General features: G+C 52.7%; 14 protein-coding genes. 12 read left to right on the top strand and 2 right to left on the bottom strand.

Going from position 1 to position 19,840, the window contains the following annotated elements; all coding sequences use genetic code 11:
- The first annotated feature begins 167 nt into the window (after positions 1–167).
- The 6 genes from traD to EXW94_RS27605 all read left to right on the top strand — a co-directional run bounded on the left by traD (position 168) and on the right by EXW94_RS27605 (position 10,363).
- Positions 168–2,684 carry a type IV conjugative transfer system coupling protein TraD gene (gene traD, locus EXW94_RS27625; RefSeq protein WP_174341678.1) on the top strand — a complete coding sequence of 839 codons (2,517 nt, stop codon included), beginning with the start codon at positions 168–170 and terminating at the stop codon, positions 2,682–2,684.
- Positions 2,681–8,110 (top strand): conjugative transfer relaxase/helicase TraI, encoded by a 5,430-nt coding sequence (gene traI, locus EXW94_RS27620; protein ID WP_174341677.1) that lies wholly within the window; start codon positions 2,681–2,683, stop codon positions 8,108–8,110. Before traD ends, traI begins: the two co-directional genes overlap by 4 nt.
- Positions 8,111–8,821: 711 nt before the next feature.
- Complete coding sequence (locus EXW94_RS28490) at positions 8,822–9,082, top strand: DsbA family protein (protein ID WP_309232531.1); 261 nt, start codon at positions 8,822–8,824, stop codon at positions 9,080–9,082.
- A gap of 35 nt (positions 9,083–9,117) precedes the next feature.
- On the top strand, positions 9,118–9,297 hold the full coding sequence (locus EXW94_RS28485) for a hypothetical protein (RefSeq protein WP_302480562.1): 180 nt from the start codon (positions 9,118–9,120) through the stop codon (positions 9,295–9,297).
- 131 nt (positions 9,298–9,428) lie between these two features.
- A complete protein-coding gene (locus EXW94_RS27610; RefSeq protein ID WP_309232530.1) occupies positions 9,429–9,956 on the top strand; it encodes a hypothetical protein in 528 nt (175 codons plus the stop codon).
- Positions 9,947–10,363: a type II toxin-antitoxin system YafO family toxin gene (locus tag EXW94_RS27605; RefSeq protein WP_174341675.1), complete on the top strand. Its 417-nt coding sequence runs from the start codon at positions 9,947–9,949 to the stop codon at positions 10,361–10,363. The genes EXW94_RS27610 and EXW94_RS27605 overlap by 10 nt, the downstream gene beginning before the upstream one ends.
- A 149-nt stretch (positions 10,364–10,512) precedes the next feature.
- Here the strand turns inward: EXW94_RS27605 and EXW94_RS27600 are convergent, their stop codons facing one another.
- The gene (locus tag EXW94_RS27600) at positions 10,513–11,496 is read right to left on the bottom strand and encodes a tyrosine-type recombinase/integrase (protein ID WP_174341674.1); all 984 of its coding nucleotides are present in this window, start codon (positions 11,494–11,496) and stop codon (positions 10,513–10,515) included.
- A gap of 231 nt (positions 11,497–11,727) precedes the next feature.
- Here EXW94_RS27600 and EXW94_RS27595 point away from each other — a divergent pair, with 231 nt between their 5' ends.
- The 5 genes from EXW94_RS27595 (at position 11,728) to EXW94_RS27575 (ending at position 17,223) form a co-directional block, all read left to right on the top strand.
- Entirely contained in the window at positions 11,728–12,759 is a 1,032-nt protein-coding gene (locus EXW94_RS27595) for an IS630 family transposase (RefSeq protein WP_174339222.1), read from the top strand.
- 277 nt (positions 12,760–13,036) lie between these two features.
- Positions 13,037–13,774 (top strand): SIR2 family protein, encoded by a 738-nt coding sequence (locus tag EXW94_RS27590; RefSeq protein ID WP_174341673.1) that lies wholly within the window; start codon positions 13,037–13,039, stop codon positions 13,772–13,774.
- 569 nt (positions 13,775–14,343) lie between these two features.
- Positions 14,344–15,149 (top strand): IS5 family transposase gene (locus tag EXW94_RS27585; protein WP_174339605.1). Its coding sequence is split into 2 segments (ribosomal slippage): positions 14,344–14,694 and positions 14,697–15,149, totalling 804 coding nucleotides; the frame shifts between segments, so codons are not numbered across the junction.
- A gap of 320 nt (positions 15,150–15,469) precedes the next feature.
- Complete coding sequence (locus EXW94_RS27580) at positions 15,470–16,246, top strand: MBL fold metallo-hydrolase (protein ID WP_174341672.1); 777 nt, start codon at positions 15,470–15,472, stop codon at positions 16,244–16,246.
- Positions 16,247–16,272: 26 nt separating this feature from the next.
- Positions 16,273–17,223, top strand: a complete 951-nt coding sequence (locus tag EXW94_RS27575; protein WP_174341671.1) for a GlxA family transcriptional regulator — start codon at positions 16,273–16,275, stop codon at positions 17,221–17,223.
- 86 nt (positions 17,224–17,309) lie between these two features.
- Here the strand turns inward: EXW94_RS27575 and EXW94_RS27570 are convergent, their stop codons facing one another.
- Positions 17,310–17,885, bottom strand: coding sequence for a recombinase family protein (locus EXW94_RS27570; RefSeq protein ID WP_050081837.1), 576 nt, complete (start codon positions 17,883–17,885; stop codon positions 17,310–17,312).
- A 160-nt stretch (positions 17,886–18,045) separates the two neighbouring features.
- On the opposite strand from EXW94_RS27570, the gene EXW94_RS27565 reads away from it, so the two are divergent.
- Positions 18,046–19,840 (top strand): Tn3 family transposase (locus EXW94_RS27565; RefSeq protein ID WP_174341670.1); only part of this gene is annotated, 1,795 nt, incomplete at its 3' end.

Below are 19,840 nucleotides of genomic sequence, written 5' to 3'. Positions count from 1 at the left end.
TATTAAACCGGGTGCGTCAGTGCTTTCAGTCAGTCCCGTGATATTTCGCTTCCTCGCATGACTGCGCCAGCGCAGCCCTGTCTGCGGCGAGCGCCGGGTATTCAATCTTAACCTCTCAATCAGTCACGTCACCGTCCCGGTGATGCGATGACTGCCGGACATATTCTATGAGCTTCGCAGGCAAAAATCTTACTCAGGGCGGGCAGATGACCGCCTACCGCTGGCGCATGTTCCTTCAGGTGAATAACTGGATTAGTTACTGGATTTTCATTCTGTTCGGGGTGCTGGCAACGGTCATTTTTTTCTGGCGCATACCGCAGGAGACGCTGGATAACGGCTCTCTGTGGTGGTTTGCCTGGATGAACAACAGCTTTATTGATTTGATGCCGGGCAGTGCGCCAAAAATTTACGACGTTCACTACTGGTACGCCCCGACGGGGACACCGATGGTGCTCAAAATGACGCTGGCCCAGGTGTTCAAAGACCCCTACATGATTGCAATGAGCGAACAACTCCTGAGTGAGTTGCAGTGGGCTGCGCTGATAAGCGGGGCAGGGTGTCTGGCCGTGTTTCTCGCCGTGACCTGGTACATTGTGGGCATTGGACGCCGGGAGAGCGAGGATGAGTATCTTTCCGGCATGTTGCTGACAGACAAACCGGCTGAAGTGAACCAGCTGCTGCGCAAGAATGGCGAACTGTCCGATTTGCGTGTGGGTGACCTGCACATGGTCAGGATGGCTGAAGTCATGAACTTCCTGATGCACGGTACGATCGGCGTCGGTAAGTCGACGCTGATCCGCTGGCTGCTGGATTACATCCGTAAGCGTGGCGACAGGGCCATCATCTACGATTCCGGCTGTACCTTCACCGAAACCCACTATAACCCCGCCACCGACTTTATTCTGAATGCCCATGACGAGCGCTGTGCCAACTGGCACCTGTGGGGCGAATGCGTGGATGCGGTCGACTACGACAATATGTCGGCCAGTCTGATCCCGGTCGAAGGGGAGTCAGATCCGTTCTGGGTATCCAGCTCGCGCACCATCTTCGCCGACCTCGCTATTCGCATGTCGGTTGACCCGGACAGGAGCATTGAGAAATTCCTCAGAACCCTGCTGTCGCTGGACATGAAAAGTCTGCGTGGTTATCTGGCCAACACGCCATCAGCCAACCTGGTAGAAGAAAAAATTGAGAAGACGGCGATCTCCATCCGTTCCGTGGTGACGAACTATGCGAAGTCGCTGCGCTACCTGCAGGGACTGGATGATGGTGTTAAACCGCCTTTCACTATCCGGGAATGGATGACGAAGGAGGAGCACGACAACAGCTGGCTCTTTATCTCCACCCAGGCGCGGCATCGCAAAAGTGTGCGACCGCTGATTTCGCTCTGGGTGTCGCTGGCCACCATGATGCTGCAGAGCATGGGAGAAAACAGCGACCGCCGGGTCTGGTTCATCATCGATGAAACCCCCAGCCTGCAGCGTATCCCTGAACTGGCGGAGACCCTGGCTGAAGCGCGTAAGTTCGGCGGGTGTTTTGTGCTGGGTATGCAGAACATGGCGCAACTGGTCCACGTTTACGGACGTGAACTGGCCAAAAGTATCTTCGACCTGATGAACACCCGTATGTACGGGCGCTCTCCGAGTGCGGAGATGGCCAAAGTGGTGGAAGAAGAACTGGGCAACCAGCGTAAGCGAAAAATCCGCGAGCAGAACAGCTACGGTCTGGATCAGGTGCGTGACGGTGTGTCACTCGGGAAAGATGAGGTCAACAACCCGATTGTCGATTACGAGCAGGTGATGCGCCTGCCCAACCTGAGTTTCTATGTCCGCCTGCCAGGCGAGTATCCGGTTGTTCGCCTGAAACTGAAATACCGTGAGCAGAAAAAACACCACCCAGGTCTGGTAGAGCGCAACATCCGGGATGCCCTGAGTCCGGAGCTTGAAAAGGTGATTCAGGACAATGAACGGGCCGCGAGTGTCGCCGGTGTCGCCTTCCCGACCGGTGATGAATGGCTGGAAAAGGGCAGCGATCGGGACACTTCGTCCACCGTCTCGTCTGCTTCAGCGACAGCCAGCGCCTCTTCTGGGCCTCAAGCTGTGTCGGCCGCTTCCGTCAGCCCGGAACCAGTGAAACCCTTGCACGCCACGCCGGCAGTGACACCGTCTCCCGTTTCCACCGCGCCACCTTCGAGGCCACAGAAGCACAGTCCGGTGACAGCCCCTGTCACTGTGCAAGAGAAAAGTAATGTCGTCCCGCTTCACATTTCCCGGACTGTGCCTGAAATCCCTGCTCCCTCTGTCACGAGCAGAGAGCCAGTGTCCTCAGCACTGGAAAAACTTCAGAGTCGCATGACCCCAGTCGCACAGCCCCCTTCCGGGGCACTGGATATGCTGCAGCGACGCTTGACGACCGGCACGGGTAGCGCAAATGAAACGGAAGACGATACGCAAGCAGGTGGCGAGTCAATGAATCTGGATATGCACGTATCAGAACGGGCAGATGGCGGACTGGCCGTCACCACGGCGGGGAAAAGTGTCACCCATGAAGGGCCAGCCGAAGACCACAAGGTCAACCGCAGGCTGGCACAGGATGAAGAGAACATTTTACGTCACCGTGACCCGGAAGATCCTGGGTACAGCGACTACGACCAACACTATGAAGACAGAGAGCCTGAACTATGATGTCAGTCGCCCCCATCGCCTCAGCTGGCACCGCTGCCGGCTACTACAGCAATTCCGACAACTACTATTTCCTCGGCAATCTCCAGAGTCTCTGGCTGGGCGAGGGGGCGAAAGACCTCGGCCTGGAGGGAAGTGTCCGGGGGGATGACCTGACGTCCGTGCTTGAGGGACGTCTTCCTGACGGCTCCCGCCTGGGCAAGGAGATTAACGGCAACCACGTTCACCGTCCTGGCCATGACCTGACTTTCTCAGCGCCCAAAAGTGTGTCCATCCTTGGCCTGATTGGTGGTGATAAAGAGATGGTAGAGGCCCACAACCACGCTGTTCTTGTGGCGGCGGGCTACGTTGAGAAGCTGATTTCCGCGCGTGACACGAAAGACGGTGTCACCTCTATTGTTCACACCGGCAAAATGGTGGCCGCTGCGTTTACCCACGACACTTCGCGTAACCTGGACCCTCAGCTGCACACCCACCTGCTGATTGCCAATATGACTGAGCTGGGCGGGAAGTGGAAAGCGCTGGCCACGGACTACATCCACGATGCCGGCTTTATCGAAACGGTCATGAAAATGCAGGTCACGCTCGGGAAAATCTATCGCAGCGCACTGCGCCAGCGCGTGGAGGCGCTGGGCCACGAGGTGGAAGAGGTCGGCAAGCACGGCATGTGGGAAATCAAGGGCGTGCCAGAGGAGGTGCGGGACGATCTGTCCTCCCGTGGCCGGGAAATTGAGGGGGCCGTCGGGGCGGAGGCCACCTTACGCAGCCGTGACGTGGCGGCGAAGGACACCCGTCAGGCGAAGGTCGACCCGTCTCGGCTTCGCCTGATGGAGCGCTGGCTCGGCCAGTTGAAGGATAAAGGCTACGACCTGAAGGCCTATCAGGCCAGCGTGGTCCCGCGTGAAGCCGCAGCACGTAGCACACCGCCGCAGCCTGAACGGGTTTCATCGGACATGCCTGGACGAACAGAACAGGGTGCGATGATGTCGCCCGGACAGACACCCCAACCGGAAAAAGGCCCGGAATCACCGGTGCAGCCGGCAGTGCGGGACAGCACCTCACGCCAGCCCGAATCACGACAGACTGACACTCTGAGTCAGCCGGAACGGGCTGATGCCGAAAAAATGCCTGTCGGGAGAACGGCCTCCCCGGTGCAGCCAGTTCGTGCTGAGACACCGCAGCCCGATCTGGCTGATGCGATGCGACTGGCCATCTCGCAACTCAGTGACAGCAAAACCCGCTTTACCTTCGGGGAGCTGATGCTGACGACCGCTGAGCTGAGCGAACATCTGCCGGAGATTAAGGATATCCGCGTGGCCATCGATACGGCGCTGAAAGACGGCATGATCGTCCCCCTGGATAGCGAAAAAGGGGTGTTCACTTCCCGTATTCATCTGTTGGATGAACTCTCCATTCAGGCACTCAGCCAGGAACATCTCAAATCCACACCGGTCGTGGCTTTCAGCCGGCCGGAACAGTATGCCCCTCCCGCTCTGGCAGTGGTGGAGACCTCGCCACTGGTGCTGATGAATGCCCCATCAGGCGTGGCCGGTATTCGCGATCTGACGACACAACTGACCGGTATCTCAGTTGCGCAAGGGCGTGACGTCAGAGTGCTGGCCAGCTCTGCCGAACGTGCTATTTCGCTGGGCAAATCTGATGACCTGCGTGAGCGTATTATCAGTCGTCAGCATGTGCTGAGCGGGGATTTTCATCTGAAGCCCCAGAGTACGCTGATTATTGAGGGGGCAGAGCGGCTGGGGCTTAAGGAGACGCTGGTCCTGCTGGGCGAAGCGCGCGCGCAGGATGCGCAGCTGGTCTTTCTGGACAGTGCCGGTCGTCAGGCGAACGGCAATGCCATGTCGGTACTGGAGTCAGCTGGCGTGGTCCGTTCACGCCGCAATGAACCGACGCCGGGGCTTGAGGCCGATGTGGTCAGTATCGCCAACAAACGCGATCGCTATGAGGCGCTGGCGAACCGCTTTGCAGAGCTGAGTGGCGGCGCCGAAAATGTCACCGCCGTGGTGGTCGGTAAGCGCGAACAGACCCATCTGACCGGGCTTATCCGTGATGCACTACAGAATGCCGGCCAGCTGGGACGGGACGGTGTGGACATCGAGGCACGTCAGCCGGTCTGGCTCGACAGTAAAACCCGCAGGATGCCCGGCTCTTACCGGCCCGGCATGGTGCTTGAGGATCGCAGTGATGCCAGAACGCGCCAGTCATACGTGATTGACCGGGTGCATGAGGACACCAGAGTGATCTCGCTCATTGACGGGGATGGTGTGCTGACCCGCATGAAAATCGGGGATGTCAGCGCCGACTGGCGACTGTTCAGCCGTGAAACGCTCAGCGTGGCCACCGGCGAAAAACTGCTGGCCGTGGCGGGCGACCGTGAACACAGTCTGAAAGCAAAAGACCGCCTGGAAGTCACCGGCATCAGTGAAAAAGGGATCGAGGTAAAGCGGGGAGATGACATCCTGACGTTGCCGAAAGACCAGCCCCTGTATGTCTCGCACGCCTGGGTGAGTGCACCTGGAGGGCGTGATAACGATACCGGGGTGGTCCTGGCTGCACTTAACAGCCGGGATATCTCCTCTCAGACCATGAACTCGCTGGCGCAGAGTGGCCATCGTGCCGAAATCTTTACCGCCGAAGTCCAGGATAAGGCGGAAACCCGGCTGCTGCGAATGAAAACCAATGCCTCTCCCGTGAATCTGGTTCGCACCCTCAGCGGTAAAGAAAATGTGAGTGAAGCGGTCGGCCAGCTGCATGACAGTGTGCGTACCGACGCCGGGCTGGCCGTGTGGCGTGCGGTAAACGATCAGCGCAGCGTGGTGTTCAGTGAACTGACGCTGGCTGACGAGGCACAGAAGTACCATCCCGACTTTGACGATATCGGCCATGAAATTAGCACGATGGTGAAAACCGGGGAGCTGATGCGGGTATCTGCCGGGGGGGAGCCAAAACTGGTCGCCCGGGCGACCTGGGAAATGGAAAAAGCCATCCTTCGCACCGTGGAGGAGGGTAAAAACACACAGACTCCACTGCTTGATAAGGTGCCAGACGCTGTTTTCAACGGGCTGACTGCAGGACAAAAGGCGTCGACGTCGCTGGTTCTGGGAAGTACCGACCAGTTTACCGGTATTCAGGGTTATGCCGGTGTGGGGAAAACCACGCAGGTGAAAGCGGTCGTGGCCGCGCTCGGGACGCTGCCGGCCGATTCCCGACCTACCCTGACGGGTCTTGCACCAACGCATCAGGCCGTGAAAGAGATGAGCGAGGTCGGTGTGACGGCGCAGACCATCAAGTCCTTTATTGTGGAGCATGACCAGGCCACCGCTGCCGGTGAAAAACCGGATTACAAAGGCCAGGTCTTCCTGATTGATGAATCGTCGATGGCCGGTAACCAGGACACCGCCGCTCTGTTTCAGGCCATTGCCACCGGCGGGGGGCGTGCGGTCTCGATGGGGGATATTGACCAGTTCGAAGCGGTGGACTCCGGCGCGCCCTTTAAGCTGATGCAGGAGCGCAGCCCGATGGATGTGGCCATTATGAAAGAAATTGTGCGTCAGAAAGATGTGCAGCTGCGCGGTGCCGTTCACGACATCATTGATAATCGCATCGATGCGGCTTTAAAACGCATTGAGGCTCAGCCGGCAGAGCGGATTGGCCGCCAGCCAGGGGCAACAGTACCTGACGGGGCATTTCAGGAAACCGCCTCGCCGGTTGACGACATTGTCAGTGACTGGACTGGCCGCACGATCGATGCCCGGGCACGAACCCTTATCATTACCCAGCTTAACGCTGACCGCCAGGCGGTGAATGCCGGTATTCACGCGCAGCTGGCCAAACGCGGCGAACTGGGTGAGAAAGCGGTCACTGTCCCTGTCCTCGACAAAATCACGCATACCCGGCATGCCTTTAACAAAACGGACGCCTGGCAGACGGGCATGGTGGTGAAACGTGGCGATTGCTACCAGGACGTTGTGGCGGTCGACCGTAACGGGAGCACGGTCACGGTGCGGGATGAAGAGGGGAAAATCGGACTGTATTCCCCTAAAGAGCTGATAACCGGCGACGTGCAGCTGTTTAAGCGTCATAACATTGAAGTCCGGCAGGGCGATCTGCTGCGGTTTACAGCCACGGATCGTGAGCAGGGCCAGACCGCTAACCAGCGTTTTACGGTCGACAGCGTCAGCGAGACGGGCAATATTCGCCTGCGGGGTGCGAACGGTCTGGTAACCATCAACCCGACTCAGGTCCGGGCGCAGCAGCATCTTGATTATGCCTGGGCCGTGACCGGGTACGGTGCGCAGGGGACCAGTACGGATTATGTGATTTCCCTGGAAGGGACCGACGGGGGGCGCAAGGCTCTGGCCACTCGTCGTGCGTTTTACATTTCGGCCTCCCGTGCAAAGGAGCATGTGCAGATTTACACGGACGGTAAGGCGGACTGGGTGAAAGCCGTCACGTCACCAGAGCGCGATATCAAAACCGCGCACGATGCACTGCAGCCAGAAACGCAGCGAAAACAGGCGAAAGCAATCTGGGCAATGGGTCAGCCGGTCACAAAAACCGCCATTGGTCGTGCCTGGGTGCGCCATCAGGGGATGGGCGACGCATCGCTGACGGCGAAGGTGATCCCGGCCACCCGGCGTTTTCCGGAGCCGGCTCTCGCGCTGCCGGTCTATGACAACAACGGTAAAAGCGCGGGACTGGCCCTGGTCTCTCTGGTGTCCAGCCCGGAGGGCAGGCTGACACAGGGTGACACCCGTATGGTCATGACTGAGCGGGCACGCGGGGTGGTTCTTCAGCGCAGTCAGTCAGGCAACACCCTAGTAGTCAGTGACCTGAACGCGGCACTGGAGGCGGTGAAAGGGAATCCCCGTGATGGTGTGGTGTGGCAGACCGGGAAAGAGCCACCGTCATCCCATCTGCTGAAGGTGACCGGGGGTGTGCGACAGGATGATGAGCAGCGGCTCGCGCTGTCCGATCTGAGCGGACAGGATGAACGTCAGCAGGCTGAGCAGAAGCAGGCGGACCTTATACGTGCGCAGGAGGCAGCCCGTCAGGAAGAGAATCAACCGCAGCGCATCGTTCTCCCGGCCGGGGAGGTGGTGACATTGCGACCGGAAGACCTGAATCCGGTCAAACCTGAGCCACTGACACCGGATGACAGTCTGCTGGCCACGGTGCGAAACAATGACCGTGCAGACGGTCATGAACAGAAACTGGCGGAACGTGTGCGCAGTGAAAACACGTTGGCGGATAACGCCCCAGGCGAACGTGAGCGGGCATCACGGGTCGTCAGTGAACTGGTCAGTGCCGAGCGCGAAATGGTTCGCCATGCCGACAACACTGAGCGCGGCAGAATACCGGAGCGCGAAGAACAGACCCTCACCCGTACTATCCAGAAAGAACGCTAACCCCAGGACAGGAAGAGAACACTGATGAAACTGAAGACACTGACCGCTTTGTTAGTTACAACATACATTGGGTTTAATCCTGTGGCGCAGGCTTCAACTGCTCAGCCGGTCTTCACCGCGTATATGCGGATCGCTTTCTGGCGCTGGACTGTGCCCATATGCATGCATCTGATGCGGCAGCATCAATACTGCAGACTCTGAAAGATACGCATGAACTCTCCAAAAAAATATCCGTCAACTGACTCAGCATTGTATGTAAAAGGCGAGATGACTCGGGAGTTATATGTGCCATTGTTGAGTGAGGCTTGGGAAATATTCAGGGTGGTGAATGAACAATTTTCAGCAAATGATTAAAATTCATGACGCAATTTTTTCTAGCTGCCCGAGTATTGGGAAACTTTTCTAGCATAAAAAAGAAACAGTGAGCGATTATAACGATCGCTAAATGGTTATCGATAGTTATTGACTATCAGTCTCGCTGTACTGATCGTTACTTGCAATAAGACAGTTAGCGTTTCAGATAAAGGAGACCTCTGAATTTGACCGGAGTAAAGTGGTCCGTGGCGCCGTAGCCAGACGCAGCCGGTTACGTTGATGGGAGTCGCTTTGAAAATGGAAATAACCCCACGCCAAGGCTGTATTTGTACAATTTGAAGTCGACTGTTTGTAATAGACTCGAACACGCCGACAACCGGACCGGAAGGTGCCTGGGTGGCCGTCATCGAGTTCTTTGACTATCAGTGCGTGTTTTGCAGTCAGTTTTCGCCGGAGCTGGAAAAAGTCATGAAAGCTCAGCCTGATGTCCGCTACATCTTTAAAGAATGGCCCATCTTTGGCAGTCGCTGGGAAGCGTCCCAGCAGGCTGCACACCAGTGCCTGGCGGTATGGAAAGAAAAAGGGCCAGAGGCCTACGTCACCTACCATTACGCCATCTATGCTACTGGTCATTTTGAGGGAAAGATTGAGCGCTAAAGATATTCATGCGGCCGCAACAAAGGCGGGTGTTAATGCCACGAACGAGGCCAGTCACCCGGCCATACTGGAGAAAAACGGCACGCTGGCGGGATCCCTGGTATCATCGTTATGCCTCTCACTGGCGCACCCCGGATACCATCACCGTTTTCCCGGAAGCGGTGACCGCCGACAGAATACAGGCAGCTATCCGTCAGGCCGCGCCAGATTCGTGACTTTCAGATCCGGAGTCTGATTTCCCGTTGGGTCTGCCGGGCACGTAGGCAACCAACTTTTTTTAGCATATAGTTAAGTTCAGTAGTAAAATGCAGCGCCTCGTCGAGAGATGATGATTATGGAGTCCGTCGTGAAATTTACTATCCAGCAGTTGCAGGCCGCAGTGGCACTGGTACTTGCCAGTCTCCAGCCACAACCCATAGCGGTTGCGTGTCAGCCTACGATCGTGGAACGGGTTCATGAGATGGGTGCCAGGGTCAACAAAACCGACATCAGCGATCTCACAGCTGCTCTCAATGCCCTGGCAGAAGAATTACGCTTAAGCCGTATCGAGCTGATAAGGTATGCGGACAGGGATTTCTCTGGCGCAATCAAGATAGCCAGCGATATCAGGAATCAGACTATCCATGTGGCTGGCATTGCCGAGTCCTTTGTTCTGATGTTGCCTGAAAAAAATATTGTGCAGGCCTATGACAAGAATTCTGTAGAGTTTGCATTCTTTAAGGCCATTAAAATGGTCAGTATCGCGACTAAAAACTACCTGAGTCTGATTGATCAGCTCACACGCACGACAGAAGTACGTGACTCTGGCATCAATCTTTCAGCCATGAATCATCTTCTGGAGTCAGGCAACAGGGCTGCGGCTAAATGGCGTTGAAGGCTGAGTACAGTCCTGTTACCTGGGATACATTTTTCCAGCCCACGTTTGCCGTTTATCCTGAGCTGGAAAATCAGCTAAAAGCAGAGTTCATTACTTATAAATCAACGGGTGCACCTTCTAATCTCCTGGGGCGGGATGCTCCCTTTGATTTCCCGCCATTCGCAGTCGAATCCAACCTCCAGCATATTCACGTAAATTTGCACTTCCAGCTAACCTGGAGTGCAAAACAAGAGAATTACAACCGGACCTCAGATCACTATCTCGTTTACACAGAACATATGTGGGACAGCGGTCGTTTTTTGATGATGGGGCTGATAACTCCGGCGCATGAACGTATGCCAGCAAGAGATACCCGGTTATTAAGTTACTTCGCTGAAGTCGCGGAAAATTTTCACGCTTCATAAAATGCAGCCCCGGCAGACAGAACGGGAAGCAAGATATCCGGTTGCCCTCTTTACCGAGAGTTGTTCTGCGTCACCATTGCCAGCGCGTTTTGATTCAGGGTGTTCACTTATCATCTTGTTAAAATAGTAAGTTATTAAGATGGTATGTGTCACACCAGATCCAGACGATCGCGGGCGGTACGCAGACGCGCCTCCCCACGCCTGTCATACTGCTGGGTGGTGGTGACGCTTGCATGCCCCATCGCATCCTTCACCGTAATCAGGTCCTCGCCGTTATCCAGCATCGCCGTGGCAAAGGTTCTTCTCAGGTCGTGCGGCGCGCATTTCTCAATCCCGGCCTGGCGCTGACGTACCTGCAGAATATGATACACCGCCTGGTCGGTCAGCCGGTCGTACGTCAGGGTGTCAAACCGGCGGATGCGGGTAAACAGCGGTCCGGGGCTTTCACCGCGGACCTGTTCGGTCCAGTGCATCAGCCGCTGCCAGGTTCCGGCCGGCATGTAGGCCAGTCTTTCCTTGTTCCCTTTCCCCAGTACTTTCAGCGCCCGCTCATGCGTGACAATGTCACTTAAACTGAGACCCACCGCCTCGGAACGACGCAGACCACAGCCGAGGATCACCGCCAGCAGGGCTGCGTCACGCGCCCCCTGACAGCTGCTGTCCGCATCGCAGACTTTAAACAGCTGGCGGATTTCCTCTGCCGGCAGGGCGCGACCGCGCGGGAGCCGGCTGCCGCGCAGGTTGCGCACCGCCCGGATATGCTGAAAACTCTCGACGTCCATCAGCTTCAGCATCCAGGCTTCCTTCGCCACCCCCTTCAGCGCCGAGAGGTAGGTGTTGACCGTGGCCGTCGCCCGGCCGGTATCGCGCAGCAGCTCGGTAACGGCCATCACGTGATGGCGGCGCAGGCTGCCCCAGCTGCAGGTATCAGCACTCGCGGCGCCGAGCATGCCGGCGACAATCCCGAGGAACGAGGCCATGGTCTGCCGGCTGCGCGGGGAGTTCAGCGACAGTAAATAGGCCCGGGCCGGATTAAGCACAGCTTCATTCCCGGCCAGCGCCGGGAGGAACTCCTGATCCCTGAAGACCGGAACCGGCTGGTGATCGGGATGGTCATCCGTCAGTGGGGTCATCTCAGGCTCCGGAAGGGCCGGAAACCGTCCGGCGCGCTGGGTAAAAAATCGGGTTCCATGATACTGATGAAGCGTACCGCAGAGAGTCTACTTTTTCAAACGTACATTTTAATAAGTAGAGTGTTCTCTAAATAGCTGCGCCGAATAGTAGATCACTTAAAGGGAACTCAGCCCGAATTGTGCGATCTGATCAATCGCCAAATCAAAACAAATCACCAACCGGACTGAGCGATGCCGATCATAGCACCAATACCCCGCGACGAACGCCGCCTGATGCAAAAAGCTATCCATAAAACACGCGATAAAAATTATGCCCGCAGACTCACCGCTATGCTGATGCTGCACCGGGGTAACAGTGTTAGTTGCGTTGCCAGAACGCTCTGTTGCGCCCGTTCATCTGTTGGGCGCTGGATTAACTGGTTCACGTTATCGGGTGTGGAAGGCCTCAAATCCTTACCGGCAGGACGCTCCCGACGCTGGCCTTTTGAGCATATTTGCACCTTGTTACGTGAACTGATAAAGCACTCTCCCGGCGATTTTGGTTATCAACGTTCACGCTGGAGCACCGAATTACTGACAATAAAAATCAATGAGATAACCGGGTGTCAGTTGCATGCAGGCACTGTGCGTCGCTGGTTGCCCTCTGCCGGACTGGTATGGCGCAGGGCTGCGCCAACGTTGCGTATCCGCGATCCGCATAAGGACGAAAAGATGGCGGCAATCCATAAAGCACTGGACGAATGCAGCGCAGAACACCCGGTCTTTTATGAGGATGAAGTGGATATCCACCTTAATCCCAAAATCGGTGCAGACTGGCAGTTGCGTGGACAACAGAAACGCGTGATAACGCCGGGGCAGAATGAAAAATACTATCTGGCCGGAGCGCTGCACAGCGGCACGGGCAAAGTCAGCTATGTGGGTGGAAACAGCAAGAGTTCGGCACTCTTCATCAGCCTGCTGAAGCACCTGAAAGGCACATATCGACGGGCAAAAACCATCACGCTCATCGTGGATAACTACATTATCCATAAAAGCCATGAAACACAGCGGTGGCTGAAAGGGAACCCGAAGTTCAGAGTGATTTATCAGCCAGTTTACTCACCGTGGGTAAACCATGTTGAGCGGTTATGGCAGGCGCTGCATGACACGATAACGCGTAATCATCAGTGCCGTTCAATGTGGCAGCTACTGAAAAAGGTTCGTCATTTTATGGAAACCGTCAGTCCCTTCCCGGGAGGACAGCATGGACTGGAAAAAGTGTAGCGGTATTAGGCGCAGCTATTTAGAATTTAGAATATTATGAGCACACATCAATTGATTAAAAAGACAATATGTTGTATTGATACATATTGCACAGCAAATAGGTTAACACAGTACTATTTTACTTAACGGATTAGGATATCAAAGATGTCTTTAGAATTATCAAATAAAGAAGACCTTGTAAGACGCCTCTCTAATACACGTGAAATATCTTTTGTTTTTGGCTCTGCATTAACAGGACGTCGTGATAATATAGGTATATTGGAACCTAATGGAGTAGTTGAATACATTCGCAAAAAAATGCAAAAAGCTGGTTATCACGAACCATTTGAAGACTATTTGCAAAAAAAATCGCGATGTATTTCCATATCAAGCTGCATTCGAATTTATAGCCAAAACATATGGCGCGGATGAAATATATAATATTATAAATGAAATTGTAGAGTTAAATGCAGACCCAGCATCAGGCAAGAAAAAAATACCAAAAAACGTTAAAGATTTAGTAAAATCCATAAAAGAAAACAAGCTTAAAGTAAAATACATAATAACAACAAACTTTGACACTCTAATTGAAGAGGCTCTTTCAGAGGAAAATATATTATACAATAGCATCAGTATTGTTCCAGACTCGAACATTAATGAAAATGCTAATGATTTTCTCACTATAGTCCACATTCATGGTGTCTGGAATAAAGGTGACACCATGCATACTCGCAATCAATTAGCACAACGGCGAGGTAAAATAGAAGAATCCATTAGAAATATATTGGAAAATCATACAACTTGCATTATGGCATATGGTGGATGGGAAGACAGTTTTACCCGGACTCTTTTGGAGATTGTTAATAACAATCAATTTAGACACTCTCTAATATGGTGTTTTTATGCAAATAATGATGCCGACATTTTTAGAGATTATGGGCATCTTGAACTAAAGTTAAAAGATGCAATAAGCAGAGAGCGAATTCAGTTTTACAAGGGGGTTGATTGCATATCAATATTTAATATCTTTAATTAAGAGGTAACTGAAGTAAAAAAGTAACAACCTCGCCGGTCAATTTAAATACGACTAGCGAGTTAAAATACTATTATATAAGCAACAACCCTGATTACTTTGAGGTTAGAAAGAAAGAACAAAATGATGTTTTTCTTAAGCTTGTTAGATATAACCATGCGTTCATTGAGGCAGGGTTAGGTGCAGGTTTATATGGATTTATCTACTCTACAACATCTAAATACAAAAAAGAAATAAAATACTTCAGACTCAATTTTTCAGATGTTCTTGTAAAAAATCAAATTGATGATTGTTTTGTTGCTTATACTGGGGTTAACCCACAATTGCTTATATTTGAAATGAGCAAAGATCAAAGTGATACTTATCTTGTTATTATTGATAACATCCGTGGGGATATTGAGCAAGAAGCATTAAGCTATTTAATTCAGTTTACAGAAACCTCTAAATTGAGAAACAAAAACATATACTTTATATTTTCCTCATCCGTTACATTTCCTCAATATCAACACTTAGAACCTATCCCAGAAGGGATTGTCAGAATGTCGTAACTGATAATTTCTGAAGGTGAAAAGATGACAGGCAGCAAATGGCGGATCAGCGATGAACTTTGGGAAAAAATGGCACCGCTTATCCCTGAGCACAAAACCTGCCATCCACTCGGTACGCACCGGAAACGCGTTGATAACCGCGCTGCCATGGACGCCATATTCTTCGTCCTCAGGACCGGTTGCCAGTGGAACGCCCTGAACGCCACCGGGATATGTTCATCGAGTTCTGCACACCGGCGCTTTCAGGAATGGCGCGATGCCGGAGTCTTCGAGCGCTTCTGGCAGAACGGTTTGCTTGCCTGCGGGCATCTGGACAGCATTGACTGGTCCTGGCTGTCAATGGACGGCTGTATCACCAAATCGCCGCTGTCAGGAACAAAAAAACAGGCCGTAACCCCACTGACAGAGGGAAACAAGGCGTAAAGCGCAGCCTTTTGACGGACGCCTGCGGGCTTCCTCTGTCGCTGGTTGTCTCAGCAGCGAACACGCACGACATCAAACTGGTTGCGGATACGCTCGATGCCCTTCAGACGGGTCGTCCGGGGCAAAAACTCAGACTCTGCCTGGACAAAGGTTACGATGCAGGCTGGCTGAAAACATATCTGCAGAGCCGCCGCTACGAGCCGCATATCCAGTCCCGTAAAGAAGAGTCAGATGCCAGTAAAAACACGGACTTCAAAGCCCATCGCTGGGTTGTCGAAAGAACTCATAGCTGGATGAATCGCTTTCGCCGGGTTCTGACACGATGGGAAAAGAAGACTGAAAATTACGAGGCCATGTTGCATTTTGCCTGTGGTCTTATTGTCTGGAATAAAGTCCTATTGAGATAGGCTCTTAACAGTAAAACTAAATAGTCTTTCTCTTGATGAAACAAAATTAATTTTACGCAATAAGGGGTCCGCTTGGAAAACGGAAAATATCCTACGCTAAGGCCATTTCTTAAGCACACATGACAGGCAGCTCTGAGCGAACGTAAAAGAGGTGCTTAGGCTGCTACGTATATTTGTATAATTTAACGGAAACTTGACCCGATATGCGCGAAACTTGGCTCTCCTGAGGCAGTGGAATTGCCCGATAATCACTATAATCGGTTATCGGGTCATGGTTGACATGACTCCTGCTGGTTTAAACAAAGTTTGGAGAACATATAATGAAAATTACTCAGGTCCGTAATGCCACTCAGATCCTCGAATATGCGGGTAAGAAGTTCCTTATCGATCCCATGCTTTCTGACAAAGATATATGGCCCGGTTTTGAGGGAACTGTTCGCTCAGAAATTCGTAACCCTATGGTGGAATTGCCTCTGGATATCAGCTCACTGCTTGCTGTAGATGCTATTATTGTCACCCATACCCACCCTGACCACTGGGATCAGGCCGCTGCGGATATTGTGCCAAAAGATAAGCTGATTTACGTACAGAATGAGAATGATGAAGCGCTGCTGCGTACTCAGGGCTTCACAAATCTGGTTGTTCTCACCGAAACCAGCAGCCTTGAAGATATTGAACTGATTAAGACAGCATGTCAGCACGGTTCAGATGAAGCCTATACCAACCCACAGTTGGCAGAAATGCTTGGCGATGCCAGTGGTGTTGTGTTCCGTCATCCATCGGAAAAAACCTTATATCTTGTTGGTGACTCTATCTGGATTAAAGCCGTCGAAGAAAACATGCGAAAATATATACCGGATGTGTTGATTATGAACACCGGTTGGGCGCATGTGCTGGGCTACGGCGCAATCATATTTGGTAAAGAGGATATTTCGAAGGCGCACTTTGTATTACCAGAAGCCCAAATTGTTGCCACCCACATGGAAGCTGTTAACCACTGTCTGGTCACACGACAGGAACTCCTGGAATATGCGCTGATTAACCATATTCAGGATTACGTTTCAGCTCCTGCAGACGGTGAATCTGTCACGTTCTGACGGAAACCGATAACTAAGGAGCCACGATGTCTGTGATTTCAGTTGCCATTCTCGTTACTCAGGGCTTCAGCACTTATCACGTATCAGTTCCGCTGATCCTTTTTGGCGATACCCTCACAGACCAACGGCTCTTTACCCGCCTGATATGCGCTGAAAAGCCGGGTCTCATCTGGTCTGACGAAGGAACGGCAATACAGGCCGATCATGGTTTGGACGTTCTGACTCAGGTTGATACCGTCATTGTGCCCTTCTGGGGAGATGTGCGTAAACGACCATCCGAGCCTCTGCTTAACGCTCTGGTAAAAGCGCGTGAAGCAGGAGCTCAGATAGTGGGGCTATGCTTAGGCACTTTCGTACTGGCTTATGCAGGCTTGCTGGACGGGCATATGGCGGCAACACACTGGGAGTATGAGGAAGATTTTCGGAAGTTGTTTCCCTCCATTCATTTGAATCTTAACGAACTCTATGTTGATGACGATGGACTGACTACATCGGCAGGAACGGCTGCGGCGATGGATTGCTGCCTGTATATCATTCGTCAACATTTTGGCAGCCTGACGGCTAATCACATTGCCCGCAGGATGGTCACACCTCCTCACCGTGATGGTGGTCAGGCGCAGTATATTGATCATCCCGTCACTCAAAAGACAGCCGACTGTAGAATTAATAGGGTGCTTGATTACCTGCTACTAAACCTTCAGGAGCCGCACGATATTAATTCTCTGGCTGAATACGCCTCAATGAGCCGCAGGACACTGACGCGACATTTCACGAAAGCGACAGGTATGTCCGTCGTTGAGTGGATAACGGCGGCACGACTGCACCGGAGTCAGGAGCTGTTGGAGAACATGGATCTTCCTGTAGAACAGGTGGCTGAACAAGCGGGGTTTCAGTCAGCACCCACTTTTAGGCTACAGTTTCGGGAAAAATTCGGTGTCAGCCCCAGAGAGTGGCGGAAAACATTCCGTAATGTATAACTCATTAAACTGAAGACAGATGACCCAGTACTATGAACGTCCGCAACTGGCACATAGCAGACCGTCCAGATAAGAACTCAGGATCACTACTTCCCTGCCTTTACCCGGAGTATGGTTTGCCGGGTGGTATTAAACTCCCGCGCAATGGCGCTGATACTGATCCCGGCGTTAATCCGTGCAATCACCGTACTTTGCTGTTCTTCACTCAGTACTGAAGGACGTCCAAACCGCTTTCCTGCTGCTTTTGCCCGCGCAATACCAGAGTGCGTGCGCTCTAGCAGCAAATCTCGTTCAAATTCAGCCACAGCAGAGATGACCTGCATTGTCATTTTTCCTGCCGGGCTTGTCAGATCCACACCGCCCAGAGCGAGGCAGTGAACGCGAATATCTGAAGCAGCCAGTTGTTCCACCGTTTTTCTGATATCCATCGCGTTGCGTCCCAGACGGTCAAGTTTGGTGACAATCAGCACATCGCCATTTTCCATCCGGTCGAGCAGTTTAGAAAACCCTGGCCGCTCACTGGCGGCAACTGAGCCACTGATGTGTTCTTCAATCAGTCGCTGAGATTTAACAGCGAAACCAGCCGCCTCAATTTCTCTTCGCTGATTTTCGGTTGTCTGCTCCAGGGTAGAGACACGACAGTAGGCAAAAACTCGTGACATCGCGCAACTTTCCGTACGTAAAGGATGTACGAATCATAACGCATGTACGAAATTAATTTCACTGACTTTCGGATATGTTGTCAGCCTGATGTACGAAACTGACCGGTTTCGGTCAGTTTAAAGCGATAACTCATATAAACTATATGCAGAGGAAGCATTTATGCCACGGAGACAAATACTCAGTAGTGAAGAAAAAGAACGCTTGTTGATTGTGCCGGATGATGACGTATTTCTGACGCGCATGTGCTTTCTGAGTGAACATGACCTCGCGCTCATTAATAAACACCGCAGGCCAGCTAACCGTCTGGGCTTTGCAGTTTTACTCTGCTATTTGCGAGGACCAGGGTTTCCTCCCGACAAAAGTATTTCACCTCACGACGGTGTTGTCTTCAGGCTGGCGACTCATTTGAAAGTCCAGTCTGATTTGTGGGTCGAGTATGCATCAAGAGAGGTCACCCGCTGGGAACATCTGGCTGAACTCTACCGCTACCTGGAATTATCCCCTTTTAACCGGGCGCTGCAAAAAACCTGTATTCGCCACCTTTATCCCCACGCCATGCGGACAGACAGAGGTTTTTTACTTGCGGAGGAAATGCTCTCCTGGCTCCACAATAATAAGGTTATTTTCCCCTCTGTTGAAGTGATCGAACGAACCCTGGCCGAAGCAACAACACTTGCCGACAGGGCGGTTTTTTCTGCGCTTACCGCGCAGCTTGAACTAGGGCATAAAGCGGCACTGGACCGTCTGTTGGTATCTGAGGGTGAGCAACCTTCACGGCTGGCCTGGCTGCTCCAGCCTCCGGGAAAAATTAATGGTAAAAATGTCCTGCAACATATCGACCGGTTAAATGCGATTGAGTCGCTGGCACTCCCTGACGGCATTGCACTTTCCGTTCACCAGAACCGACTCCTGAAACTCGCACGCGAAGGCAGGAAAATGAGTAGCCGGGATCTGGCAAGATTCACGGATGTTCGCCGTTATGCCTCGCTGGTTTGTATCATATCGGAGGCCAGATCCACCCTGACTGACGAAGTTATTGATCTGCACGAGCGTATTCTGAGTAGTCTGTTCAGCAGGGCAAAACGCACTCAGGCCGAGCGGCTCCAGCAAACGGGAAAGCTGATTCAGAGTAAACTGAAGCAATACGTTACCGTCGGGCAGGCATTACTTAACGCCAGAGAATCCGGGGAAGATCCCTGGGCCGCAATAGAAGACGTCCTTCCCTGGCAGGAATTCATCAACAGCGTGGAAGAGACGCGGTTCCTGTCACGTAAGGACAACTTCGACCCGTTGCATCTGATCACAGAAAAATATAGTACGCTGCGTAAATACGCCCCCCGGATGCTGTCCGTGTTGCAGTTCAGGGCTGCACCCGCCGCAATGCAGCTCAATGACGCATTGGATACCGTCAGAGATATGTATAGAAAACAACTCCGAAAAGTACCGCCTTCCGCGCCAATCGGGTTCATCCCGGAAAGCTGGAGAAAGGTTGTGATCACCCCCACCGGCATTGACCGAAAATATTACGAATTTTGCGTGCTGAATGAACTGAAGGGAGCCTTACGTTCAGGTGACATCTGGGTAAAGGGGTCACGCCGCTACAGGAATTTCGATGATTATCTGATCCCGTCAGGCGATTTTGAAAAATCACTCAGGGATAACCAGTTACCCCTTGCTGTTCCGGCCGATTGCCATGAATACATCAAGAGCCGTTTGACGCTTCTTGCATCGCGTCTGGAAGAAGTTAACGCGATGGCGCTGGCCGGTGATTTACCCGATGTTGATATATCGGATAAAGGCGTGAAAATTACCCCGCTGGATAACAGTGTCCCTTCAGCAGCATCCCCTTTTGGCGATCTGGTTTATGGCATGCTCCCTCACCCTAAAATTACTGAAATGCTGGATGAAGTGGACGGCTGGACTGGTTTTACCCGCCATTTCACACATCTCAAAA

It is taken from the genome of Enterobacter sp. JMULE2 (assembly GCF_013337145.1).
In the GTDB taxonomy this organism is placed as follows: domain Bacteria; phylum Pseudomonadota; class Gammaproteobacteria; order Enterobacterales; family Enterobacteriaceae; genus Enterobacter; species Enterobacter mori.
Note: the sequence above shows the minus strand (reverse complement) of the source record. Positions and strands in the feature narration are given on the sequence as shown.

Excerpts from the sequence above, each read along its gene's own strand:
- traD (WP_174341678.1), top strand. The coding sequence starts at position 168 with ATGAGCTTCGCAGGCAAAAATCTTACTCAGGGCGGGCAGATGACCGCC.
- traI (WP_174341677.1), top strand. The coding sequence starts at position 2,681 with ATGATGTCAGTCGCCCCCATCGCCTCAGCTGGCACCGCTGCCGGCTAC.
- EXW94_RS28485 (WP_302480562.1), top strand. The coding sequence starts at position 9,118 with ATGCCACGAACGAGGCCAGTCACCCGGCCATACTGGAGAAAAACGGCA.
- EXW94_RS27605 (WP_174341675.1), top strand. The coding sequence starts at position 9,947 with ATGGCGTTGAAGGCTGAGTACAGTCCTGTTACCTGGGATACATTTTTC.
- EXW94_RS27600 (WP_174341674.1), bottom strand. The coding sequence starts at position 11,496 with ATGACCCCACTGACGGATGACCATCCCGATCACCAGCCGGTTCCGGTC.
- EXW94_RS27595 (WP_174339222.1), top strand. The coding sequence starts at position 11,728 with ATGCCGATCATAGCACCAATACCCCGCGACGAACGCCGCCTGATGCAA.
- EXW94_RS27580 (WP_174341672.1), top strand. The coding sequence starts at position 15,470 with ATGAAAATTACTCAGGTCCGTAATGCCACTCAGATCCTCGAATATGCG.
- EXW94_RS27575 (WP_174341671.1), top strand. The coding sequence starts at position 16,273 with ATGTCTGTGATTTCAGTTGCCATTCTCGTTACTCAGGGCTTCAGCACT.
- EXW94_RS27570 (WP_050081837.1), bottom strand. The coding sequence starts at position 17,885 with ATGTCACGAGTTTTTGCCTACTGTCGTGTCTCTACCCTGGAGCAGACA.